We start from the raw sequence: 24,473 nt of genomic DNA, 5'->3' as shown, positions 1-24,473 counted from the left end.
AGTGAGAAAAGAGTCCCGGCTATCAACTTGCATCGGACTCGAAGTCCAGCGATGCCGAGTTCATGCAATAGCGCAGGCCGGTGGGCGTGGGGCCATCTTCAAAGACATGACCCAGATGAGCCCCGCATTGTGCACACACCGTCTCGGTGCGGACCATGCCATGGCTGCGGTCCACGATGTCGGTGATGGCGCCGGGGATGGCTTCGGAGAAACTGGGCCAACCACAGCCCGCGTCAAATTTGGTGACGGAATCAAACAATTTGGCCCCGCAGCAGACGCAGTGGTAACTGCCGTCGGCCCAGTGGGCTTCGAATTTTCCGGTGAACGGCCGCTCGGTGGCGGCATGGCGAGTGACCTGCAGGGCCGCCGGTTCAGCGCCTTTTTCGCGCAGGATGGCTTGCCATTCGGCATCGGTCTTCTGGACAGGGTAGGTCATGATGAACAGCTGATCTCGATGGAAGAAGCCCATTCGGGCGGGAAGGCTGCGTAGGTGTCGTGCCCCGGGTGCTCGTCAAAGGGGTGCTCCAGCAGCCGCTGAAGGGTTTGGAGTTCGCTGAAGTCGCCAAGTTTCGCAGCCTGGATGGCCTGCTCGCCCAGATGATTGCGCAACACAAATTTGGGATTAGTTTTTAGCATCAAATTGGCCGCTAGCGCTTTATCATCAAGCGCTATTAGCTCTGAATATGATAGCAACCACTGGTCAAAGCCTGCGCGGTCGGCAAACAGGTCACGCACCGGCTCGAAGTGGTTGCTTTGCACAGCCTGCGAAAGGCGGCGCCAGAAGATGGTGTAGTCCACACCGTTCTGGGCCAGCAGCAGCAGGATGCCGTCTATCAACTCGGCGTCTTCTGCGCGCGACTGGAGCAGCCCAAGTTTGCTGCGCATGCGGGCCATGAACGCTGCTGGGAACACGGTCTTGTAGGACTCCAGGGCTTCCTTGGCAATCTCCTGGTCCTTTATCAGCGGCAGCAAGGCCTGGGCCAGACAGAACAGGTTCCAGTACGCAACATTCGGCTGGCGGTTGTAGGCGTATCGGCCCTGAGTGTCGCTGTGGTTGCACACGTGGCCGGGTACAAATGCATCGAGAAACTGAAAGGGGCCGTAGTCAATCGTCAGGCCCAGAATGCTCATGTTGTCGGTGTTCATCACCCCGTGGCAAAAGCCCACTGCTTGCCACTGGGCCATCAGATTGGCGGTGCGCTCGCTCACGGCCTGCAACAGGGCGGCGTAGGGGTTGCCGCCCAAAGTGCTGGCGGACCGGCATTCCGGGTAGTACCGGTCGATGACGTAGTCGGCCAGTGTCTGCAGTTGTGGTTCTTGGTCGTTGGCGGAAAAATGTTCGAAGTTACCAAAGCGCACAAAACTCGGCGCGACCCGTGTGACCACGGCGGCTGTCTCGATCTCCTCGCGCCGCACATGCGCGGGTGAGCCGGTGATGCACAGAGCCCGTGATGTCGGAATGCCCAGCCCCTGCATGGCCTCGCTGCACAAAAATTCGCGGATGCTGGAGCGCAGCACCGCGCGCCCGTCGCCGCCCCGGGAATAGGGTGTGCGACCAGCTCCCTTGAGTTGAATCTCCAAGCCACCTTCCGTCTCGCCCAGGAGGATGGCCCGCCCATCACCCAACTGGCCTGCCCACACACCAAACTGGTGGCCGCTGTAGACACTGGCCAGCGGTCGAGCGCCTGGGAGCAACGTGTTACCGGTAAACGCCTGCAACGCCTCGTCACTGTGCAACCAGGATTCGTCCAGACCCAACAGCTTTGCTACGTCGCTGCTGGTGCCCACCCAATGCGGAGACGGCAGCGGGGTCGGGCGTAGCTCGGTAAAGAAATCCGGGCCCAAGGCGGAAAATCCGTGGTTCCAGGCCAAGCCGACGGGGCCGGTGGTGGGGTCGCTTTCGGCGGGCAAGTTCATGGGCCGGATTGTCTCGCACCGCGGATGCCCCGGCGTGTGCAGGGCCTTGGGGCGGGCGCGGCCTAAGCCGGGTGAGCGACCGCCCTGTGGTCCGCTTCGGGCTGCAGCAGTTGCGCGCGGTATTGGCCGGGAGGCATGCCAAACCAGCGTTTGCACGCGCGAAACATGTTGCTTTGGTCTGCGAACCCCAGCAAGTCAGCCACTTCGGTCAGGTTGCGGCGCGGATCTGAAAGGTACTGGCGGGCCAGCTCGCAGCGCGTGTCATCCAGTAGTTGCTGGTAGGTCGTCGATTCCGCCTGCAGCCGACGTTGCAGCGTGCGATCCGTCATGTGCAGGCGTTCTGCGATGTCGTCGCGGCGCGGTTCGCCTTTGTTCAAGATGCGCGCAATTTCGGTGCGCACGCGCGTGCTGGTCAGTGCTTGGCCCAGGTGGACGAGTTCGGTTTCGACCAGACGCTCGTGCATGGCCCACAGGCTGGGGTTGTGCGTGGGAATGTCCGCCAGCACATCGCCTTCGGCCAGTAAAAAGCGGTTGCTGGGCTGGTCAAAGCGGGGCAGCAAACCAAACGCTGCCTGGTACCGTGCATCGTTGTTGCCGGATGGTTGCGGTGTGATCAGCTCCACCGCCAGCGGCTGCAACTCGCGCCGGGTGAGCCAACAGCACAGCGTAAAGAGGGTGAGCAGGGCGTATTCCACGCGTTGGCGTGGGATGGGTCGGGTTGCGCCGATGTGGGCGATCGACAGCCAGTAGCCCCGTGAGTCGCGCTCCAGGTCGAACGTGGTGCAGTCGGATATCACCGCCATGTGGCGCACAAGATGCTGAAAGCCCACCAGAAGATTGGGGCCCGAAGCCAGCGCGTAGCCCACCAGGTCCACATTGCCAAAGCGGGCCGTGAGTTGTGGGCACAGACCCAGGTCGACCTTGCCCGAGCGTTCCACGGCCAGCTCCCACAGACGGCTGACCCGATCTACCTCGACACGGGCCTGCGGGTGCTGCAGTGCTCCCAAATCAATTCCCGCCTCACTGCACAGTTCAGCCGCGGGCAAGCCTTCGGCGGCCAGCATATCGGCAATGCCGCGCACCCAGGCGGCAGAACTTGTGCGGGGATTGGTAGGGGCTGTCATGCGATCAGGGTTTACGCCAAGGGGTGCTCTGAAGTCAGTGTTTTGGCAAGGTTGCGATAGTAGCCAAAGCGCCGCCCGTTCACACAATCGGTCCCGAGGTCGCGCCCTGGATTCTTTGTGTCAAGTGTGACGTGAGTCAGAGGCGTGACCCATTCCTGAAAACCCCCAAGGAGACAAGACATGATCGATTCGCGCTGGCGTTTGCATTGGTTGGGAGCGGCGGTTTCCGTGCTGGCAATGGCGGGCTGTGGCGGAGGTTCTGGCTTGGTCCCCGAAGTGCGCGAGACCACGTACGGCAGCGTGCGCGGCGTGGACGACAGCACCGTCAACGGCACCTACGCCTGGAAGGGCATTCCGTTTGCCCGGCCTCCGGTAGGTGACCTGCGCTGGCAGCCGTCCGTGGCTCCAGTGGCCTGGTCTGGCGAGCGCGACGCGACGCGTTTTGGCAATGCTTGTTTGCAGATGGGGCGCTTGTACGGGCCTGGCGCCAACAACCGCTTTGACAACACCATCGGCGAAACGCTGGGGACGCCGGTGGGCAATGAAGATTGCCTGACGCTCAACATCTGGCGCCCCGCGAACACGCAGGACAACTTGCCCGTGCTGTTGTTCCTCCACGGCGGCAGCGCCATCTCGGGTTACACGGCCGATCCGGTGTATGACGGCGCCGCGCTGGCGCGCGCGGCCAATGCCGTGGTCGTGACCGCCAACTACCGGCTGGATGTGCTGGGTTTTCTGCAGATGCCGCAGCTGCACAGCGGAAAAGACGCCTACACCGGCAACTATGCGCTGCTGGACAACGTGCAGGCGCTGCACTTCATCAACCGCAACATCGGCAAATTCGGTGGCAATGCGGGCAACGTGACGCTGATGGGACAGTCTGCAGGCGCCATCAATGCGCTGGCATTGCTCACCGCGCCCCAGGCTGCGGGGCTGTTTCACAAGATTCTGCCCATCAGTGGCGGCATATCTCTGCCGAGCAACCTGCCCGCGGGCACTATCCCCACGCTCAACCCGGCGACGAAATACGCCGCCCAGTCGGGTGCATTGCTGGCGGCATTGGCGCTTGCCGATGGGCTCGCGCCAGACGCGGCCGCGGCCGCAGCTTTGGTGGCAGGCTGGACGCCGGTCCAGACGGCGACCTATCTGCGCGGCAAAGATGCGCGCGTGGTGTTGCAGACGGTGCTGCAAAAAGGTCTCACTGGCTCGGGGCCCATTCCGGACGGTGTGGTGGTGCCTGCCAACCCGGTGAATGAGATCGCGGCCGGCCGCTACCACAAGGTCCCCGTGCTTGCTGGCTACACAGCCGACGAGGCCAAGCTCTTTGCGCCTTTCCTGGCGCTGCTGGGGGGCAAGCCCGGCATGAAGATCACCGACGCAGAGCGTTTTGCGATGACACAAAGCTTCAATCCGGACGCGCCTGTATCGCTCACGGTGGCGGACATCCTGGACCCTTCCTACCTGCCCGTCACTACCCCTGTCACGGGCTACAACGCCCGTATGAAGCTTTTGGGCAGTTTGTTCATCGACCCGAGCCGCGATAACTTGCTGGGCACCTTGCGCACGCAACAGTCCAATGTATGGAGCTACCAGTTCGATTGGGCCCAACAGCCCGCACCCTGGGCCGATGTGTACGGCGCGGCGCATGGTTTTGATTTGCCCTTTGTGTTTGGGAACTTTGGCCCCTCCCTGCTGGCCAAAGCGGCCAACAGCACTGCCAATCAACCGGGCAGGTTGGCACTGTCCAAGGCCATGATGGACAGCGTGCGCGCGTTTGTGCACACAGGCGATCCCAACAACACGACGGTCAACCTGAACTGGCAACCCTGGCCCAGCAAGCTGCGGTTTGACGCGGACCAGAAGTCCGTGCGCCTGAGCGTGCAGTAAACAAGGCCGCTGTGCGACAACCGCAGTTTTATGAAGCCGCCGTGGCGACGAGGTATGCGTTCAGCGCCTCATCGTCCACGATGGCGACACGGCCAAAGTCGAGTGACACGATGCCGATGCCTTCGAGTGCGCGCAGCACCTTGTTCACGGTTTGGCGCGAAAGGCCCACCAGCTGGCCCAGTTCATCCTGTGTGAGATTGAGGCGGCGCGTGCTGCGCCAGAACAACCGGCTGAGGTACAGCGCCACGCGGTGCTCGGGCGATTGCGTGCGACCCGCTTCAATGATGGTCATGGCCTGGCCCAGCCGCATGTTCAGGTGCAGGACCAGAAACTGGTTGAAGGCCATGCTGGTCTCGCGCAGCGTTGTAAACAGGGGCAAGGGCAGACACAGCAGTGTGGTGGGGCGCAATGCCACCACGTTGTACCTACGCGGCTCGGGTTTCAAGGCCGAGCCCTCGCCAAACCAGTCGCCGTCTGGCACGCCGATGAAGGCTGAGGACCGTCGGAGGCTGGTGGGGCTTTGCAACATGACTAGGCCAGACAGCACGGCATACCAGCCGTCCACCGCGCTGCCAGCGGGCAGCATCACGTCACCTTTTTCGCCGTGCACCGCTAGCACCTCTGCACGCAGGCGTTCCTGCATCGATGCGGAGACGCTGGCGAACCACGGTTGTGCAGCAATGAATCGCGAAGCGGAGGGGGCGGAGTCGAGCATGTGGTCCATTGTCGCTGCGCCTTTTGGGTCTTTGCAGGGTATTCCCTTGGCTTGTGTCAATCGGACGACACGTGTTGGCAGCCATGATGGCCAGGCGCACACTGGCGCCCTGTGGGTGATGGTCGCGGCTGATGGGCATGACCCTGGAGACAGTTCAATCCGCTGTCCCGCGCTACGATGATCAATCCATTTACTACAACATCCAAGGAGCACACATGCTGGGCCTGATGCAGAGCCAACCGTTGCTGATCTCGTCGCTGATGGAGTTCGCCGAACGCCACCATGGCGACGCCGAAATCGTCTCACGCCGGGTCGAGGGCGACATCCACCGCTACACCTACCGCGACCTCGGTGCCCGTGCTCGCCGCCTGGCCAACGCACTGGATGAACTCAAGCTGCAATTCAGCGACCGCGTGGCCACTCTGGCCTGGAACGGCTACCGCCACATGGAGATGTATTTTGGTGTGAGCGGATCGGGCCGTGTCCTGCACACCGTCAACCCACGCCTGCACCCCGACCAGATCGCGTGGATCATGAACCACGCCGAAGATCAGGTTCTGTGTTTTGACCTCACCTTTCTGCCGCTGGTGCAGGCGGTGCACGCCAAGTGCCCTACGGTGAAAAAATGGGTTGCGCTGTGCGATGCGGACAAGCTGCCTGCGGATTCCGGCATTCCGGACCTCGCCAGCTACGAAGCCTGGATTGGTACGCAATCGCCTGCCTACGCCTGGCCTGAGTTCGATGAAAACTCGGCATCGAGCATGTGCTACACCAGCGGCACCACGGGCAATCCCAAGGCCGCGCTGTACAGCCACCGCTCCACTACTTTGCACGCTTATGCCGCTGCACTGCCTGATGTGATGTGCCTCTCGGCCCGCGACTCGGTGCTCCCCGTGGTGCCGATGTTCCACGTCAATGCCTGGGGCATTCCTTATTCGGCCGCCCTCACGGGCTGCAAGCTCGTGTTCCCCGGTCCTGCGATGGACGGCAAGTCCATCTACGAACTCATCGAGGGCGAGAAGGTCACGTACGCTGCGGGTGTGCCCACCGTGTGGCAGATGATGCTGGGCCACATGAAGCCAACGGGCCTCAAGTTCTCCACTTTGCGCCGTACGGTGATTGGTGGCTCAGCCTGCCCGCCCGCCATGATCCATGCTTTCAAGGAAGACTATGGCGTCGAAGTGCTGCACGCCTGGGGCATGACAGAGATGAGTCCGCTGGGCACACTGTGCACGCTGAAGAACAAGCACCTGGCCCTGCCCAAGGACGAACAGATGAAGGTCCTGCAAAAACAGGGCCGGGCGATTTACGGCGTGGACATGAAGATCGTTGGCGGCGACGGCAAGGAGCTGCCCTGGGACGGCAAGACCTACGGAGACCTGCTGGTCAAGGGCCCGTGGATTGTGGACAGCTACTTCAAGGGTGAAGGTGGCCATCCACTCGTCAAGGACGAACAAGGGCGCGGCTGGTTCCCCACGGGCGACGTGGCCACCATTGACGCCGACGGCTTCATGCAGATCACCGACCGCAGCAAGGACGTGATCAAGTCCGGCGGCGAATGGATCAGCTCCATCGACATCGAGAACATTGCGATGGCGCATCCATCCATTGCGATGGCGGCCTGTGTGGGCATGCCACACCCCAAGTGGGACGAACGCCCGATTGTTGCGGTGGTCAAGCGCCCCGGCACCGAGGTCACGCGCGAGGAATTGCTGGCCTTTTATGAGGGCAAAACGGCCAAGTGGCAGATCCCGGACGACGTGGTGTTTGTCGACGCCATTCCGCTGGGGGCCACCGGCAAGATGCTCAAGACCAAACTGCGCGAACAGCTCAAGGATTACAAGCTGCCGGGTCTTTGAGTCGGGGCAATGCACCGTGGTGGTGCTCGGGGGAGCACCGCCGCAGTCACGTGGGCGACGCTGCTAGGGGCAATCCCTGAGCATCGCTTTGTTGCAACGCGGTACGCTGCGTTGTGTCGATTTACAAGGAGACAAGACCATGAAATTCGCTATTAAGGCTATAGCAGCCTCGGTAATGTTGGTAGGCGCTAGCGGCGCATTCGCTCAAAAGGGCGAGACCGTGAAGATCGCCTGGCTCGACCCCCTTTCGGGCCTCATGGCCGCGGTGGGAACGAACCAGCTCAAGAGCTTCCAGTTCATCGCTGAAGAGTTCAACAAAAAGAACCCTGCGGGCGTCAAATTTGAAATCATCGGCATCGACAACAAGCTCAGCCCCCAAGAAACCACCAGCGCCCTGCGCTCGGCCATGGACCAAGGCGCGCGTTATGTTGTGCAGGGCAATGGCTCGGGCCCTGCGCTCGCCATCATGGATGCGCTGGAAAAGCACAACGCACGCAACCCTGGCAAAGAAGTTCTGTTCCTGAACTACGCTGCGGTGGACCCAGACCTGACCAACAGCAAGTGCAGCTACTGGCACTTCCGTCTGGACGCGGACACCTCCATGAAGATGGAAGCGTTGACCACGTTTATGAAGGACCAGGCCGACGTCAAGAAGGTCTACCTGATCAACCAGAACTACGCGCACGGACACCAAGTCTCCAAATACGCCAAGGAGATGCTCCAGCGCAAGCGCCCCGACGTACAGATCGTGGGTGACGACCTGTCGCCACTGGCCCAGGTGCGTGACTTCTCGCCGTACATTGCCAAGATCAAGCAGTCTGGCGCCGACACGGTGATCACCGGCAACTGGGGCTCCGACCTGGCGCTGCTTATCAAGGCGGCCAATGATGCAGGCTTGAACAACGTCAACTTCTACACCTATTACGGCTCGGTCACGGGCAGCCCTACCGCCATGGGCGCAGCAGCTGCAGGCCGTGTGTACATGGTGGCTTACGCCCACATGAACCTGCCAGGGCCGCTGAACCAGATCATCCTGGACTACAAGAAGAAGTTCAACGACGACATGTACACCGGTGCCGTGTACCACGCGTTCACCATGCTGTCGGAAGGCTTTGTCAAAGCCAAGTCCACCGACCCGGTCAAGGTGGCTTCGGTGTTTGAAGGCATGAAGTTCAAGAGCTTCAATGGCGAGGTCGAGATGCGCAAGACCGACCACCAGCTGCAGCAAGGGCTGTTCATTTCGAAGTGGGAAAAAGCGAACGCCAAGTACCCCATCGACTCGGAAAGCACCGGCTACACCTTTGTCCCTGTGAAGTACTACGAGCCCTACGTGGCCAGCACGCCCACGTCGTGCCAGATGAAGCGTCCATAACGCCTGTTGTAGACCTTCGAGGCCCGACCTACTCGGGCCTTTTTTTTACCTTGTAATGAAAAATTCCAATGAATTCTGAGTTTTTCGTGATCTCTTTGCTGAACGGCGTGAGCTACGGGCTCCTGCTGTTCATGCTGAGCTCCGGCCTCACGCTGATCTTCAGCATGATGGGCGTGCTCAACTTTGCGCACACCAGCTTCTACATGCTAGGTGCTTATTTTGCGTTCACCATCTCCGGGGTGGTGGGCTTTTGGGCAGCACTGGTGCTAGCACCCCTTGCCGTATTTGCGCTGGGCGCAGTGTTTGAGCGCTATTGCCTGCGCCGGGTTCACAAGTTTGGCCACGTGCCCGAGCTATTGGTGACCTTTGGCTTGTCTTACCTGATTCTTGAACTGGTGCAACTGGTGTGGGGCCGCTCCACGGTGCCTTATGGCTTGCCAGAGCAACTGCAAGGTCCGCTGTTCTCTCTGTATGGCACGCAGTTTCCCAAGTCCCGCTCATTTGTGATGCTGGTGGCGCTGTTGATGCTGGTGTCGGTGTGGCTGCTGCTCACACGCACGCGGATTGGCCTGGTGATCCAGGCAGCGCTCAAATACCCCGCCATGGTGGAGGCGCTGGGCCACAACGTGCCGCGCGTGTTCATGCTGGTGTTTGGCGGTGGTGCGGCGCTGGCTGGGCTGGCGGGCGTGATTGGTGGCAACACCTACATCACCGAGCCTGCCATGGCCGCTTCGGTGGGTTCCATCATCTTTGTGGTGGTGGTGGTGGGCGGCATGGGCTCGCTGGCAGGGGCTTTTCTCGCGTCGCTGCTCATCGGCCTTGTGCAAACCTTTGCGGTGGCGCTGGACTATTCGCTCATTCATGTCTTCAAGGCCGTGGGTGTGGCGGTCACCGACCAGACCTTTGGCTACCCCTTGCTCAAACTCACGATCTCTCAGGTGGCGCCGATCCTGCCGTACCTGTTCCTCGTGCTGATCCTGATCTTCCGCCCCAAGGGCCTTCTGGGCACGCGGGAGGACTGATGCCATGAATTCCACTACGACAACCATTGCCGATTCCGGCGCCACGTCTTACTACCGGTTCAAGCCTTTCAATGTGGGCCGGGTCGTCATCTGGACGCTGTTTGCCGCCATGCTCATCGTGGCACCCATGGTGTTTCGCAGCAGCCTGGCGTTGACCATGCTCTCGCAGATCGGCTACCTCATCATCATCTGCCTGTCCTACAACATCCTGCTGGGGCAGGGCGGCATGCTGAGCTTCGGCCATGCGGTGTACACGGGCCTGGGCTCGTTCATTGCGATACATGCGATGAACATGGCCACCAAAGGCTCGGTCAACATCCCGCTGGTGCTGATTCCGCTGGTCGGCGGCTTGGCGGGGGCATTCTTTGCCATCTTGCTCGGCTTCGTGACCACCAAGAAGTCAGGCACCACGTTCGCCATGATCACGCTGGGCATTGGAGAGCTGGTCGCGTCCATGGCGCTGATGTTCCCCGAGTTCTTTGGCGGCGAAGGCGGTATCACGACCGACCGCGTGTACGGCACCGCGTTTTTCGGCATCAGCTTTGGCCCGGCCATTCAGGTGTACTACCTGATTGCTGTGTACTGCTTTGTGTGCACGGCCGCCATGTTTGCCTTCACGGGCACACCGCTGGGCCGTATCCTCAACGCTGTGCGCGACAACCCGGAGCGCGTGGAGTTCATTGGCTACAACACGCAGCGCGTTCGGTATTTCGCCTTCATCATCGCGGGCTTTTTTGCGGGTATTGGCGGCGGGCTGGCTACGATCAACTTCGAGATCGTCACCGGCGCTGACAGCCTGAGCGTGATCCGTTCTGGCGGCTACCTGCTGTTCACCTTCCTGGGCGGGGCCACGTTCTTTTTCGGGCCCATCATTGGTGCGGTGTTGCTGGTGCTGGCGTCGGTGCTTTTGTCTGAGCTGTCGATGGCCTGGCTGCTGTACCTGGGCCTCGTGTTCCTGTTCATGGTGATGTATGCCCCCGGCGGCATTGCCAGCCTGATCATGATGAACCTGCGCCTGGCCAAGTACGGCAAGCTGCGCCCGCTCTGGGGCTCGTACCTGGCTCTGGGTGGCACCGCCCTGGTGGGTGTGATGGGCGCGGCCTGCATGATCGAGATGACTTACCACCTGCAGCTCAATGCGGCCCTCGGGTCTGAGTTGAAGTTCCTGGGGGCCACGCTCAATGCCAAGGGCTTTACCAGCTGGTTTGGCGCCATCTTTGTGATGGTGACGGGCTTCGCCTTGTTCGAGCTCTGCCGCCGCCAGTTTTTGCGCCAGTGGAGCACGATCCAGGAAGAGATTGAACATGAAATCAAGCGTGGGGAGGCGCTGTAAAAATGGCGGCTGACAACGCAACCAACAACAACACTTACGCTCTCGAACTGCGTGACCTGCGCAAGAGTTTTGGCAAGACAGAAATCATCCGTGGCGCCAACCTGGTGGTGGCACCCGGCGAACGTGTGGCCATCATCGGCCCCAACGGCGCGGGCAAATCGACACTGTTCAATTTGATCAGCGGGCGCTTTGCGCCCACCAGTGGCGACGTGATCCTGAACGGTCAGCGCATCAACGGCCTGGCACCCTACGAAATCAATCGCAAGGGTTTGTCGCGCAGTTTTCAGATCACGAACATCTTTCCGAAGCTGTCCGTGTTTGAGAACCTGCGCTGCGGCGTGCTCTGGAGCATGGGCTACAAGTACACGTTTCTGCGGTTTCTTTCGAACCTGCACGACGCTAATGAGCGCGCCAAAGAGCTCATGGAAATGATCAAGCTCGACAAGAAGCGTGACACGCTGGCGATGAACCTCACATACGCCGAACAGCGGGCGCTGGAGATCGGCATCACCATCGCCGGTGGTGCCAATGTGATCCTGCTGGACGAACCCACTGCGGGCATGAGCAAAAGCGAGACCACGCGCTTCATTGGCCTCATCAAGGAGGTGACGGAAGGCCGCACGCTGCTGACAGTCGAACACGACATGGGTGTGGTATTTGGCCTGGCCGACAAGATCGCCGTGGTGGTTTATGGCGAGGTGATCGCTTTCGATACCCCTGACAAGGTGCGCGCGAATGCGCGTGTGCAGGAGGCCTATCTGGGATCGGCAGTGGCCGACGAACAGAGCGGGGGACACTGACTTATGCTGAAAATCGAAAACCTTCACGCCTACTACGGCAAAAGCCATGTGCTGCATGGCGTCACGTTCGACATCCAGCCCGGTGAAATTGTGGCCTTGCTGGGCCGCAATGGATCAGGCCGCTCCACCACTGCCAAAGCCATCATGGGGCTGGTGGACTGGGAGGGCACTGTGCAATGGAAAGGGCAAGAACTCAGCGGCAAAAAAGCCTATGAAATTGCCCACCTGGGCCTTGGCTACGTGCCAGAAAGCCGCGACATCTTTCCCAACCTGACGGTGCACCAGAATCTGCTGCTGGGCCAAAAGGGCAAAGGCAAGGGCAGCCGCTGGTCGTTTGATGACATGTACGAGATGTTCCCGCGTCTCAAGGAGCGTCAGCACACCGAGGCGGGCGTGATGTCGGGCGGCGAGCAGCAGATGCTGACGCTGTGTCGCACGCTGATGGGTGACCCGGACCTCATCATCATCGACGAGCCTACTGAAGGTCTGGCGCCCAAGATCGTGGAGCTGGTGGGCCAGTACCTGCAGACCATCAAGGGCCGTGGCATATCGGTGTTGCTGATCGAACAAAAGCTCACCATCGCCATGAAGATCTCGGACCGCGCGCTGGTGATGGGCCACGGCGCCATCGTGTTCCAAGGGACGCCGGACAGCCTGCGGGCCGATAATTACATTCGCAAAGAATGGCTTGAAGTCTGACGACTTCCGGCAAATCAAGATCAAGAGAGGCGCCCGATAGTTGACGGCGCCTCTTTTTTTGCCCCGCGGGATGCTGCGCTGCAAACCCCCTTGTCCCGCCCGGGACAAATTGACACGCCAAACTGGTTTGAAGTCTCTACAATAAAAACGCACGATCGTTCTTTTTCACTTTCCAAGGAACAACAGCACCATGACCGCTGAATACAAAGTCCACGGCTCCGTTGCCGTGATCACCATGGCCAACCCTCCCGTCAACGGACTGGGCCTGGCGACCCGGCAAGGCATCGTGGACGGCCTCAGCCGTGCCAATGCCGATGCAGCGGTCACGTCCATCGTCATCACCGGGGCTGGCGGCGCCTTCTCCGGCGGCGCCGACATCAAGGAGTTCGGCACCGACAAGTCGCTGCAAGAACCCAACCTGCTGTCGGTGATTGCTGCCATCGAAAACTCGGCCAAGCCTGTGGTGGCCGCCATGCACAGCGTCGCCATGGGCGGTGGGCTGGAGCTGGCCCTGGGCTGCCACTACCGCATCGCAGCGCCTGGCTGCTCGATTGCGCTGCCTGAAGTCAAGTTGGGCCTGATCCCCGGCGCAGGCGGCACGCAGCGCCTGCCACGAGTGATTGGTGTCGAAGCCGCGCTCAACCTCATCGTGAGCGGCGAGCCCGTCAAGAGCGAAATGATTGCCGGCGTGCCCGGCCAGAAGCTGTTTGACAAGTTGGCGGCGTCTGCTGAATCTCTGGCGGCCGAGGCCCTGGCCTTTGCACAGAGCGTGGCGGATGCCCGCCCACTGCCGCTGGTCCGCAACTTCCCTTGCAAGCACCCCGAAGGCGACGCGTACTTCCAGTTCGCGCGCAACATGGTCAAAGGCATGGCCAAGAACTTCCCCGCGCCTGCCAAGTGCGTGGACGCGGTCGAAGCCGCCACCAAGAAGAAGTTTGCCGAAGGCATGCTGGTCGAGCGCGAGATTTTCATCAACCTGATGTGGACGCCAGAGTCGCGCGCATTGCGTCATCTGTTCATGGCAGAGCGCGCAGCGAGCAAGATCCCTGACGTGCCATCGGACACCCCCAAGCGCGACATCAAGCTGGTCGGCGTGATTGGCGCGGGCACCATGGGCGGTGGCATTTCCATGAACTTCCTGAACGCGGGCATCCCCGTCAAGATTCTGGAAATGAAGCAGGAAGCCCTGGACCGTGGCATCGCCACGATCAAGAAGAACTACGAAGCCCAGGTCAAGAAAGGCAAGCTCAAGCAAGACAAGTACGACCAGCGCATGGCCCTGCTGTCCACCACGCTGAGCTACGAAGACTTCAAGGACTGCGACCTCATCATCGAGGCTGTGTTTGAAGAGATGGGCGTCAAGGAAGCCGTGTTCAAGCAACTGGACGCCGTGGCCAAGCCCGGTGCCATCCTGGCTTCCAACACCTCCACACTCGACGTGGACAAGATCGCCGCCTTCACCAAGCGTCCGCAAGACGTGGTGGGCATGCACTTCTTCAGCCCTGCCAACGTGATGAAGCTGCTCGAAGTGGTGCGTGGCAAAGAGACCGCCAAGGACGTGCTGGCCACGGTAATGGCCATTGGCAAGAAGATCAAGAAGACCTCGGTGGTGTCGGGCGTGTGCGATGGCTTCATCGGCAACCGCATGATCGAGCAGTACAGCCGCCAGGCCGGCTTTCTGCTGGACGAAGGCTGCACGCCCCAGCAGGTGGACAAGGCGGTCGAGAAGTTTGGCTTTGCCATGGGCCCGTTCCGCATGGGCGACCTGGCTGGTAACGACATCGGCTGGGCGATCCGCAAGCGCCGTTCCGTCGAGCGCGCCGACATGAAGTACAGCCGCACCGCCGACAAGTTGTGTGAGCTGGGCCGCTTCGGCCAGAAGACCGGCGCAGGCTGGTACGACTACCAGGCCGGCAAGCGCGACGCGATTCCTAGCGATCTGGTCAACAAGATGATCGAAGACCACCGCTCGGCCCTGGGCATCACGCCGCGCAAGATCTCGGACGAAGAAATCGTGCAGCGCCTGGTGTTCTCACTGGTCAACGAAGGCGCGCACATCCTGGAAGACGGCATCGCCAGCAAGTCCGGCGACATCGACATGGTCTACCTGACGGGCTATGGCTTCCCCATCCACCGCGGCGGCCCCATGCACTACGCCAGCGAAGTGGGCCTGTTTAACGTCGTGCAGGCCATGGACCGTTTCGCCAAGAACCCCAACGACGACGCGGAGTTCTGGAAGCCCGCTCCGCTGCTGGCCAAGCTCGCCGCTGAAGGCAAGTCCTTCCAGTAAGCCGCAAGCGCGCACCCATCTACCGAATACAAGGAATTCACATGACCTCCGCAGTGATTGTTTCCACCGCCCGCACCCCGCTCGCCAAGAGCTGGAAGGGTTCCTTCAACATGACCCACGGCGCCACGCTGGGCGGCCATGCCGTGCAGCACGCCGTGTTGCGCGCTGGCATTGATGGCGCTGACGTGGACGACGTCATCATGGGCTGCGCCACGCCCGAAGGCGCTACCGGCAGCAACATCGCGCGCCAGATCGCGCTCAAGGCCGGTTTGCCCATCACGGCCTCCGGCGTCACCGTCAACCGCTTTTGCTCGTCGGGCCTGCAGACCATTGCCATGGCTGCCCAGCGCATCATCGCGGGCGAAGCCGATGTGTATGTGGCTGGGGGTGTCGAAAGCATCTCGTGCGTGCAGCAAGAGATGAACCTGCACATGATCCAGGACCTGGCCCTGGCCAAGCAAAAGCCCGAGATCTACTGGAGCATGCTGCAGACCGCCGAGCAAGTGGCCAAGCGCTACAACATCGGCCGCGAAGCCATGGACGAATACGGCGCCGCCAGCCAGCAGAAGGCCTGCGCTGCGCAAGCCGCTGGCTTGTTCGATGCCGAAATTGCACCGATCACCGTGACGGCTGGTATTGCCGACAAGACGCTGGGCCTGATCACCAAACAGGTGACCGTGAGCCGTGATGAAGGCACCCGTGAAGGCACCACCGTAGAAGCGATCAGCGGCCTGCGCTCAGCATTGCCCGGCGGCTTGATCTCTGCCGGTAACGCCAGTCAGTTCTCCGACGGCGCAGGCGCTTGTGTTGTGACCAGCGAAGAGTACGCCAGCAAGAAGGGCCTCAAGCCCCTGGGCCGTTTCCTCGGCTTTGCCGTGGCGGGTTGCGAGCCTGACGAAATGGGCATCGGCCCTGTGTTTGCCGTGCCCAAGGTGCTGAAGAAGCTGGGCCTCACCGTGCAAGACATTGACCTGTGGGAGCTGAACGAAGCCTTTGCCGTGCAGGTGCTGTACTGCCGCGACAAGCTGGGCATCCCCGCGGATCGCCTCAACGTGAACGGCGGCGCCATCGCCGTGGGCCACCCCTATGGTGTGTCGGGCCAGCGCCTCACGGGCCACGCGCTCATCGAAGGCAAGCGCCGCGGCGCCAAGAAGGTGTGCGTGACGATGTGCATCGGCGGCGGCATGGGCGCTGCGGGCATTTTTGAAGTGCTGTAAGCGATGAAGAGAAAAGCCTCGACGGCGCGAACCGCTGTCGGGGCTTTTTTTGTTTACTCCTGTTTCAATAGCTGCTAGCGCTTATTGCATAAGCGCTAGAGGCACTTTTAGCTTGAAATGTTATGAGCCTACGTCCCACCGTTGACTTCCTGCTGTACCAGTGGCTTCAGGCCGAAAAGCTGCAAGAACGCAACCGCTTTGCCGACCACTCACGCGAAACCTTCGACGCAGTGATCGACACCTGCGAACGCATTGCGCGCGAAAAATACGCGCCCTTCAACCGCACGGTCGATACGCAAGAGCCGCACTTTGACGGCGAGAAGGTCACGCTGCCCCAGTGCACGCACGATGCGCAGAAGGCGTACGCCGCGTCGGGCATGCTGAGCGCTGCGCAGGACTACGACATCGGCGGCATGCAGCTGCCTTACACGGTGGAGGCGGCAGCCAACAGCTTTTTTGCAGTGGCGTCGATTAGCATGGGCTCAGGCCTGCTCACGGTGGGCAATGCCAACCTGTTGATGGTGCACGGCACCGAGGCGCAGCAGAAGGTGTTTGCGCTCAACGAATTCTCGGGCCGCTTCTCGGGCACCATGTGCTTGAGCGAGCCGCAGGCGGGCTCATCGCTCAGCGATGTGGCTACGCGTGCGGTGCCCGATGGCGACGGTTTTGAGAGCGACTCGTTGGGCCCGCGCTACCGCCTTAAAGGCAACAAGATGTGGATTTCGGCTGGCGAGCACGAGCTGACCGAGAACATCATCCACCTGGTGCTGGCCAAGATCCCCGGGCCGGACGGCAAGCTGGTGCCCGGCACCAAAGGCATTTCGCTGTTCATCGTGCCCAAGAAGATGGTGGACACCGACGGCAATCTGACCGGCGTGCGCAACGACGTGGCGCTGGCGGGCCTGAACCACAAGCTGGGCTGGCGCGGCACCACCAACACGCTGCTCAACTTTGGCGAAGGCAAGTACCCAGTGGATGGCGAAGCAGGCGCCGTGGGCTACCTCGTGGGCCAGGCGGGCAAGGGCCTGCACTGTATGTTCCACATGATGAACGAGGCGCGCATCGGCATTGGCATGGCAGCGACCATGCTGGGCCTGGCGGGCTACTACGCCAGCCTCGACTACGCCAAGAACCGCCCCCAGGGCCGCCCGGTGCAGGGCCCCAAGGACAAAGATGCCGCTGCCGCTGCCGTGGTCAAGGACGTGGCGCAGCCGCAGGTGCGCATCATTGAACACGCCGACGTCAAGCGCATGTTGCTGGCACAGAAGTCGTACTGCGAAGGGGCGCTGGCGCTCAACCTGTTCTGCGCGCGCCTGGTGGACGAGCAGGCCACGGGTGATTCGGCCGCGGCCGACGAAGCCCGCCTGCTGCTGGAGGTGCTGACACCCATCGCCAAAAGCTGGCCCAGCGAGTGGTGCCTGGAGGCCAACAGCCTGGCCATCCAGATCCACGGCGGCTATGGCTACACGCGCGACTTTCCCGTGGAGCAATACTGGCGCGACAACCGCCTGAACATGATCCACGAAGGCACCCACGGCATCCAGGCCATGGACCTGCTGGGCCGCAAAGTGTTGATGGAAAACGGACGGGGCCTGCAATTGCTGGCTGGGCGCATCAACGGCACCATCGAGCGCGCCATCCAGGTGCCCGCGCTGGCAGCGCACGCCAATGCCTTGGGCAGCGCGCTGCAGCAGGTGGGTGCTGCCACCAAGGCCGCGTGGGCCACCGGCCAGCCCACCGATGCGCTGGCCAATGCCGTGCCCTACATGCAGGCGTTTGGCCATATGGTGCTGGCCTGGGTGTGGCTGGATGTGGCGCTGGCCACCTTGCAGGCCGATGCAGCGCTGGCGCAGCCCGCCAGCGTGGGGCGCATGGGCGCCATGCGGTTCTTCTTTCACTACGAATTGCCAAAAATTGGCGCGTGGTTGCAGGTGGTGAGTGCGCGCGATGCGACCTGCGCCACCTTTCCCGAGGAGGCTTTCTGATGGCCAGCGCACAAAAGCTGCAGCGCCTGCACAAAATCATCTGGGCGCTGATCTACGGCGGCCTGCTGGCACTGGTGCTGGGCATTGCCACCGCGCGCACCGACAACACCACCGGTTGGGCGCTGATGGTGGTGGGCGGCATGGTGGCCGTGGCGGGTGTGGTGCTGATCGGTGTGCGGGCGCGTTTGCAGCCTGACGTGGAGCGGTGACGGCTGCGGTACTTTCGATGTCACTCGCGGCTGATGATGGGCGGTTGATCGCTCAGGAGACACTGAAGGCCCGCGTTGCGTCGCACAATCATCGTTTGTGCACAGGGTTGAGCGGCAGACACCGATGCCATTTCAGTGTCCCCCGAGCACCCCTTACAACCCATAAATTCTGAAGGAGACACAACACATGACACGCACCATCCAACAACTGTTTGACCTGTCCGGCAAGACGGCTTTGGTGACCGGCGGCTCGCGCGGCCTGGGCCTGCAACTGGCGCATGCGCTGGGCGAGGCGGGCGCCAAGATCGTGCTGAGTTCACGCAAAGCATCTGACCTGGAAGAGGCCGCAGCCGACCTGCAGGCCGCTGGCATCGATGCACGCTGGATTGCCGCCGACTGCTCCAACGAAGCCGACATCCGCCGCCTGGCCGACGAAACCCTGGAACGTCTGGGCCACGTGGACATTCTGGTGAACAACGCAGGCGCCGCCTGGGGCGCTCCGGCCGAGGACCACCCGGTGGAAGCCTGGGACAAGGTGATGAACCTCAATGTGCGCGGCTACTTCATCCTCAGCCAGCACATCGCCAAGCACAGCATGATCGGCCGCCGCAGCGGCAGCATCATCAACGTGGCGTCCATCGCTGGCTTGGGCGGCAACCCCAAGGGCATGAACACCATTGCTTACAACACCTCCAAGGGCGCGGTGATTAACTTCACCCGTGCGTTGGCCGCCGAATGGGGCGCGTACAACATCCGCGTCAACGCGATCTGCCCTGGGTTCTTCCCCAGCAAGATGACGGTGGGCACCTTGAAGGCCATGGGCGAAGAAGCGCTGGCCGCGCACGCCCCGCTGGGCCGTCTGGGCGATGACGAAGATCTGAAGGGCCTGTGCGCGTTGTACGCGTCGGATGCAGGCAAGCACATCACCGGGCAGTGGCTGGCGGTGGATGGTGGCGTGAGCATCGTGACGGGTGGTTGAATGATTGGGTCAACATCTCGAATTTGAAACACCTGTTCGGGCTGAGCTCGTCGAAGCCTCGCGCAGCGCTTTGACAAGCCTTTCCTGAGCCTGTCGAAGGGCTCAGCGTGAACGGTTTTAGGTACGTTGGTGCCCGTGTACTGAGGAAATCCCTTGAAAAGTTTTGGTGTCGAAATCCCCTTTGTCAGCCACCTCGGCTTCACGCTGCACCGCATGGAGGGCGGAGAGTCCGAGCTGCGGTATGAGGCCAAGCCCGAACACCTGAACTCGTTTGACGTGACCCACGGCGGTGCGTCGATGACGCTGCTGGATGTGACCATGGCCACGGCGGCGCGCAGCGATACGCCGGACATGGGCGTGGTCACCATTGAGATGAAGACCAGCTTCATGCAGCCTGCGCGGGGGCCGCTGGTGGCCAAGGGGCGGCTCATCCACCGCACGGCCACCATGGCGTTTACCGAGGGCACGGTGTACGACGCGCAGGGCAAGGTGTGTTGCCACGCCACCGGCACGTTCAAGTACGTGCGGCGCCTGCCAGTCGATGGGCGCAATGTGAATGACCTCAAGGTCATTTCCACCGATTGAGTTAAATTTTTAAGCCAAATTGGCCTCTAGCGCTTTATTCATAAGCGCTAGCAGCTATTGAATTCATAGTGACAGACATTCTGAAGGAGCCTTACATGCCACGCAATCAACAAATCGTTCTCGACAACCGCCCGCAGGGCGAGGCCGTGGCCAGCAACTTCAAGCTGGTGGCGGTGGACACGCCTGCGCTCAAGGACGGTGAGGTGCTGGTGCGCCACCACTTTCTGAGCCTGGACCCCTACATGCGCGGCCGCATGAACGAGAGCAAGAGCTACGCCGCATCACAAGGCCTGGGCGAAGTCATGATCGGCGGCACCGTGGGCGAGGTGGCTGAAAGCAAGCACCCCAAGTACGCCGTGGGCGACAAAGTGGTGGGCATGGGCGGCTGGCAGGAATACAGCGTGGTCGACGGCAACGCCGTGGGCGCGCTGCGCAAGGTGGACACCACGCACGTGCCGCTGTCGCATTACCTGGGCGCCGTGGGCATGCCCGGCGTGACGGCCTGGTACGGCCTGGTCAAGATCATTGCGCCCAAGGAGGGCGAGACCGTGGTGGTGAGCGCCGCCACAGGCGCCGTGGGCAGCGCGTTTGCCGCGCTGGCCAAAGCGCGCGGCTGCCGCGTGGTGGGTATTGCGGGCGGGCCTGACAAGTGCAAATACGCGGTCGAAGAGCTGGGCTTTGACGTGTGCATTGACCACCGCGAGCATGGCGACCTCAAGTCCATGTCCAAGGCACTGAAGGAAGCCTGCCCGAAGGGCATCGACGGCTATTTTGAAAACGTGGGCGGCTACATCTTGGATGCTGTGCTGCTGCGTTCCAACGCGTTTGCGCGCGTTGCGGTGTGCGGCTTGATCGCCGGGTACGACGGCCAGCCGCTGCCGCTGCAGAACCCCGCGCTCATCCTCATCAACCGCATGAAGGTTGAAGGTTTTATCGTGAGCGAACACATGGAAGTCTGGCCCGAGGCCTTGAAGGAACTGGGCACGCTGGTCGGCACCGGCAAGCTGCGCCCACGCGAGACGGTTGCCGAGGGCATTGCTGCGGCGCCCGAAGCGTTTCTGGGTTTGCTCAAAGGCAAAAACTTTGGCAAACAACTGGTGAAACTGATCTGAGCATGCGTACCTTGCCACCCACGCTGCGCTGGACCTGGGCCCGGTTCGACGACCTGGGGGTGAACGCGCTGCACGACGCGCTGGCGCTGCGCTGCAAGGTCTTCATCCTGGAGCAGGGCCCGTACCAAGACCCGGATGGGGCCGACAAACAATCGCACCACCTGCTGGGCTACGACGAGGCGGGTGTCGCACAAGCGTGCCTGCGCGTGGTGGACCCGGGCGTGAACTTCCCCGAGCCCTCCATTGGTCGCGTTGTGACGTCGAAGGAGGCGCGTGGCAACGGCACTGGCCGGGTGTTGATGCAGGAGGGCATCGCCCGCTGTCAGCAGGCGTTTCCCGGCCAGGGCATCCGCATCAGCGCGCAGGCGCACCTGCAGGGCTTTTACGGCAGCCTGGGTTTTGTGGCCGTATCGGACGAGTACCTCGAAGACGATATTCCCCATATCGAAATGTTGTGGAGCCCCCCATGACCACTGCAACCGTACCCACCGCCAGCCCTGCACGCACCCACGACGTGTTCAACCAGAGCACGCCTTGGGCGGATGTGAACCTTTTCACCACGAACCAGCCCCTGCAAGACGCGCTGCGTCTGCATGCCCCCAGCCTGCCGCTGGCCGACCTCACGGCGCTGGGCGCAGAGATGGGATCGGCGGAAATGCTGGCCCACGCGCGCCTGGCCAACACGCACCCGCCGCAACTGCGCACGCACGACCGTTTTGGCCACCGCACCGATGTGGTGGAGTTCCACCCCAGCTATCACGCGCTCATCGGCGCTGCGCTGCGCCACGGATTACACGCCACGCCCTGGTCGCGCAAAGACACCGCCCACGCCCACATTGAGCGTGCCGCAGGCTTCATGCTGTTCACCGAGGCCGAGCCGTCGGTGCTGTGCCCCGTGTCGATGAGCTACGCGGTCACGCCCGCACTGCGCGGCAACGCGGCGGTATGGGCCGACTGGAGCGCCGGACTGGCCAGCACGCAGTACGACCCGCGCCTGGCCCTGTTCTCGCAAAAATCCGCGCTCACCATGGGCATGGGAATGACCGAGAAGCAGGGCGGATCGGACGTGCGCGCCAACACCACGCAGGCGGTGGCCGATGGCGAGGATGCCTGGGGTGCGCGCTATCGGCTGACCGGCCACAAATGGTTCTTCTCGGCGCCCATGTGCGACGCGTTCCTGATCCTGGCTCAGGCGCCGGGCGGCCTCACCTGCTTCTTCCTGCCGCGTGTGCTGCCGGACGGCGGGGAGGGGGCGGTCAACAACATCCGCATCCAGCGCCTCAAGGACAAGCTGGGCAATCATGCCAACGCCAGCTCCGAGGTCGAGTTCATCGACGCCATGGCCTGGCGCGTGGGCGAGGAGGGCCGTGGCGTGGCGCAGATCCTGGAGATGGGCACCATGACGCGGCTCGATTGCGCGCTGGGCACCAGCGGCCTCATGCGCCAGGCGCTCAGCATTGCGCTGCACCACACCCGCCAGCGGTCGGCCTTTGGCAAAAAACTGATCGACCAGCCGCTGATGCGCAACGTGCTGGCCGACCTTGCTCTCGAAAGTGAAGCGGCTACCGCTTTATCCATAAGGCTTGCAAGTGCTTTTGACCATAAAGACAAAAGCGAACACGAGGCGCTGATGGCCCGCCTGCTCACGCCCGTGGCCAAGTTCTGGGTGTGCAAGCGCGGCAGCGTGTTTGCCCAAGAGGCCATGGAGTGCCTGGGCGGTAACGGCTATGTGGAAGAGGGCGGCGAAGGCGTGATGGCCCGCATCTATCGCGAAATGCCCCTCAACTCCATCTGGGAGGGCGCGGGCAACATCATGGCGCTGGATTTGATGCGCGCTGTGCGCCGCGCCGACACCGCCGCCGCCCTGGCCGCCGAACTGGCCCCCGCACGCGGTGCCCACCCGGCGCTGGACCGCCTGGCGGGCGCATTGCCTTTGCGCGTGGACGCCATGACCACCGAGGCCGAGGCCCGCCGCCTGGCGCAGGACGTGGCCCTGGCCGTGCAGGCCGCACTGCTGCTGCGCAGCGCGCCCGGTGCCGTGTTCCGCGCCTTTTGTGATTCGCGCCTCTCCGGCGACTGGGGCTACAGCTTTGGCACGCTGGGTGCTGGTGTGAACCTTGACGCCATCCTGGCCCGCGCGCTTCCGGCCTGATTCGCCCTACAAATTTTTGCGGAGAACCCCATGTCCCACCTCATCCTGCACCACTACCCCTCGTCGCCGTTTTCCGAAAAAATCCGCCTGGTGCTGGGCTCCAAGCAACTGGCCTGGAAGTCTGTGGTCATCCCCAGCATCATGCCCAAGCCCGATGTGCTGGCGCTGACGGGCGGCTACCGCAAGACCCCGTTTCTGCAGATCGGTGCCGACATCTATTGCGACTCGGCCTTGATCTGCGATGTGCTCGAGCACGAGCAGCCCGAACCCGTGCTGTACCCGCCGCACTTGAAGGGTGTGGCCCGCGTGTTTGCGCAGTGGGCCGACACCACGTTGTTCTGGGCCGCCATGGCCTACAACCTGCAGCCCCGTGGCGCGGCCGTGATGTTTGCCAATTTGCCGCCCCAGGCCGCGGAGGCCTTTGGCGAGGACCGCCGCGAGATGAGCGCTGGCATGCAGCGCCTGCGCCCGGCCGACGCCACTGCTGCCTACCGCTCGTACCTGCGACGCATTGCGCACATGGTGGAAGAACACGACTTTTTGTTTGGCGCCGAGCCCTGCCTGGCCGACTTTGCGGCCTACCACCCGCTGTGGTTCACCCGCCAGTGTGTGCCGGTGATGGCCGACATTTTTGCGGCCACCCCGGCAGTGCTTGAATGGATGGACCGCATGGCCGCCCTGGGCCACGGCCGCACGGAGAAGTTCACCGCCCAAGACGCGATCACCGTCGCGGCGGGCCTCGACCCATTGCCCCTGATGGACGATGTGTTCCAGGACGAACATGGCATTGCACTGGGCACCCAGGTCACGATTGCCGCGGAGACTTTTGGCACCGAGCCCACCGAAGGCGAGCTGATTGCCGCCACCCGCACCCGCTACACGGTGCGACGCACCGACCCGCGCGCCGGAACAGTTCACGTGCATTTCCCACGCATTGGGTACGTGTTGAGGGCTGCGTCGTCCTGAGTGGCACTGCCGCTGCGTCGCCCCGCGCACCGCTTGCGCGACATGCGCCACGGACGCCGCACCAAAGGCCCTCTGCCCATACGTTTCGCCATCCCACCCCACCCGTTCGGGCTGAGCCTGTCGAAGCCAGGGCGCGCATCGCGCAGAAAGCGCTTCGACCCTTCGACAAGCTCAGGACAGGCAGGCTCAAGGCGAATGGGCGTAGATGCACCGTACCGACCTGGACCCTGATCAACACAACCACCGTTCA

The 24,473-nt window shown here is 62.2% G+C and carries 21 protein-coding genes; 17 read left to right on the top strand and 4 right to left on the bottom strand.

Annotation, left to right across the window (positions count from 1 at the left end):
• Window positions 1-22: 22 nt before the first annotated feature.
• From msrB to ACK41V_RS06050, 3 genes are all read right to left on the bottom strand, one after another.
• Window positions 23-436 (bottom strand): peptide-methionine (R)-S-oxide reductase MsrB, encoded by a 414-nt coding sequence (msrB, locus tag ACK41V_RS06060; protein ID WP_409779251.1) that lies wholly within the window; start codon window positions 434-436, stop codon window positions 23-25.
• On the bottom strand, window positions 433-1,917 hold the full coding sequence (locus ACK41V_RS06055; protein ID WP_409779248.1) for a protein adenylyltransferase SelO: 1,485 nt from the start codon (window positions 1,915-1,917) through the stop codon (window positions 433-435). Before ACK41V_RS06055 ends, msrB begins: the two co-directional genes overlap by 4 nt.
• Window positions 1,918-1,979: 62 nt before the next feature.
• Complete coding sequence (locus ACK41V_RS06050) at window positions 1,980-3,041, bottom strand: AraC family transcriptional regulator (RefSeq protein ID WP_409779245.1); 1,062 nt, start codon at window positions 3,039-3,041, stop codon at window positions 1,980-1,982.
• 180 nt (window positions 3,042-3,221) lie between these two features.
• Here ACK41V_RS06050 and ACK41V_RS06045 point away from each other — a divergent pair, with 180 nt between their 5' ends.
• Complete coding sequence (locus ACK41V_RS06045) at window positions 3,222-4,928, top strand: carboxylesterase/lipase family protein (protein WP_409779242.1); 1,707 nt, start codon at window positions 3,222-3,224, stop codon at window positions 4,926-4,928.
• Window positions 4,929-4,956: 28 nt separating this feature from the next.
• Here ACK41V_RS06045 and ACK41V_RS06040 read toward each other — a convergent pair whose 3' ends face one another.
• Complete coding sequence (locus tag ACK41V_RS06040; RefSeq protein ID WP_409779240.1) at window positions 4,957-5,643, bottom strand: Crp/Fnr family transcriptional regulator; 687 nt, start codon at window positions 5,641-5,643, stop codon at window positions 4,957-4,959.
• Between the two features lie 215 nt (window positions 5,644-5,858).
• Between ACK41V_RS06040 and ACK41V_RS06035 the strand changes: the two genes are divergently transcribed.
• From ACK41V_RS06035 to ACK41V_RS05960, 16 genes are all read left to right on the top strand, one after another.
• Window positions 5,859-7,502, top strand: coding sequence for a 3-(methylthio)propionyl-CoA ligase (locus ACK41V_RS06035; protein ID WP_409779237.1), 1,644 nt, complete (start codon window positions 5,859-5,861; stop codon window positions 7,500-7,502).
• Between the two features lie 139 nt (window positions 7,503-7,641).
• Entirely contained in the window at window positions 7,642-8,874 is a 1,233-nt protein-coding gene (locus ACK41V_RS06030; RefSeq protein ID WP_409779234.1) for a branched-chain amino acid ABC transporter substrate-binding protein, read from the top strand.
• 68 nt (window positions 8,875-8,942) lie between these two features.
• Complete coding sequence (locus ACK41V_RS06025; protein ID WP_409779231.1) at window positions 8,943-9,896, top strand: branched-chain amino acid ABC transporter permease; 954 nt, start codon at window positions 8,943-8,945, stop codon at window positions 9,894-9,896.
• 4 nt (window positions 9,897-9,900) lie between these two features.
• A complete protein-coding gene (locus tag ACK41V_RS06020; RefSeq protein WP_409779228.1) occupies window positions 9,901-11,229 on the top strand; it encodes a branched-chain amino acid ABC transporter permease in 1,329 nt (442 codons plus the stop codon).
• 2 nt (window positions 11,230-11,231) lie between these two features.
• Window positions 11,232-12,029: an ABC transporter ATP-binding protein gene (locus ACK41V_RS06015; protein WP_409779226.1), complete on the top strand. Its 798-nt coding sequence runs from the start codon at window positions 11,232-11,234 to the stop codon at window positions 12,027-12,029.
• Between the two features lie 3 nt (window positions 12,030-12,032).
• Window positions 12,033-12,728 carry an ABC transporter ATP-binding protein gene (locus tag ACK41V_RS06010; protein WP_409779223.1) on the top strand — a complete coding sequence of 232 codons (696 nt, stop codon included), beginning with the start codon at window positions 12,033-12,035 and terminating at the stop codon, window positions 12,726-12,728.
• Between the two features lie 190 nt (window positions 12,729-12,918).
• Window positions 12,919-15,018, top strand: a complete 2,100-nt coding sequence (locus tag ACK41V_RS06005) for a 3-hydroxyacyl-CoA dehydrogenase NAD-binding domain-containing protein (RefSeq protein ID WP_409779221.1) — start codon at window positions 12,919-12,921, stop codon at window positions 15,016-15,018.
• Between the two features lie 41 nt (window positions 15,019-15,059).
• Window positions 15,060-16,235 (top strand): acetyl-CoA C-acyltransferase, encoded by a 1,176-nt coding sequence (locus ACK41V_RS06000; protein ID WP_409779219.1) that lies wholly within the window; start codon window positions 15,060-15,062, stop codon window positions 16,233-16,235.
• A gap of 122 nt (window positions 16,236-16,357) precedes the next feature.
• A complete protein-coding gene (locus tag ACK41V_RS05995; RefSeq protein WP_409779216.1) occupies window positions 16,358-18,220 on the top strand; it encodes an acyl-CoA dehydrogenase in 1,863 nt (620 codons plus the stop codon).
• Window positions 18,220-18,429 (top strand): hypothetical protein, encoded by a 210-nt coding sequence (locus ACK41V_RS05990; RefSeq protein ID WP_409779213.1) that lies wholly within the window; start codon window positions 18,220-18,222, stop codon window positions 18,427-18,429. Before ACK41V_RS05995 ends, ACK41V_RS05990 begins: the two co-directional genes overlap by 1 nt.
• A gap of 187 nt (window positions 18,430-18,616) precedes the next feature.
• Window positions 18,617-19,408 (top strand): SDR family oxidoreductase, encoded by a 792-nt coding sequence (locus ACK41V_RS05985; protein ID WP_409779210.1) that lies wholly within the window; start codon window positions 18,617-18,619, stop codon window positions 19,406-19,408.
• A gap of 153 nt (window positions 19,409-19,561) precedes the next feature.
• The gene (locus ACK41V_RS05980; protein WP_409779208.1) at window positions 19,562-19,993 is read left to right on the top strand and encodes a PaaI family thioesterase; all 432 of its coding nucleotides are present in this window, start codon (window positions 19,562-19,564) and stop codon (window positions 19,991-19,993) included.
• Between the two features lie 95 nt (window positions 19,994-20,088).
• Window positions 20,089-21,105, top strand: coding sequence for an NADP-dependent oxidoreductase (locus tag ACK41V_RS05975; RefSeq protein WP_409779205.1), 1,017 nt, complete (start codon window positions 20,089-20,091; stop codon window positions 21,103-21,105).
• Between the two features lie 2 nt (window positions 21,106-21,107).
• Entirely contained in the window at window positions 21,108-21,575 is a 468-nt protein-coding gene (locus ACK41V_RS05970) for a GNAT family N-acetyltransferase (protein ID WP_409779202.1), read from the top strand.
• Complete coding sequence (locus ACK41V_RS05965; protein WP_409779199.1) at window positions 21,572-23,257, top strand: isovaleryl-CoA dehydrogenase; 1,686 nt, start codon at window positions 21,572-21,574, stop codon at window positions 23,255-23,257. The genes ACK41V_RS05970 and ACK41V_RS05965 overlap by 4 nt, the downstream gene beginning before the upstream one ends.
• A gap of 30 nt (window positions 23,258-23,287) precedes the next feature.
• Window positions 23,288-24,223: a glutathione S-transferase family protein gene (locus ACK41V_RS05960; RefSeq protein ID WP_409779197.1), complete on the top strand. Its 936-nt coding sequence runs from the start codon at window positions 23,288-23,290 to the stop codon at window positions 24,221-24,223.
• Window positions 24,224-24,473 lie beyond the last annotated feature (250 nt).

This window comes from Acidovorax sp. (assembly GCF_046291265.1).
GTDB lineage: Bacteria > Pseudomonadota > Gammaproteobacteria > Burkholderiales > Burkholderiaceae_C > Acidovorax.
Note: the sequence above shows the minus strand (reverse complement) of the source record. Positions and strands in the feature narration are given on the sequence as shown.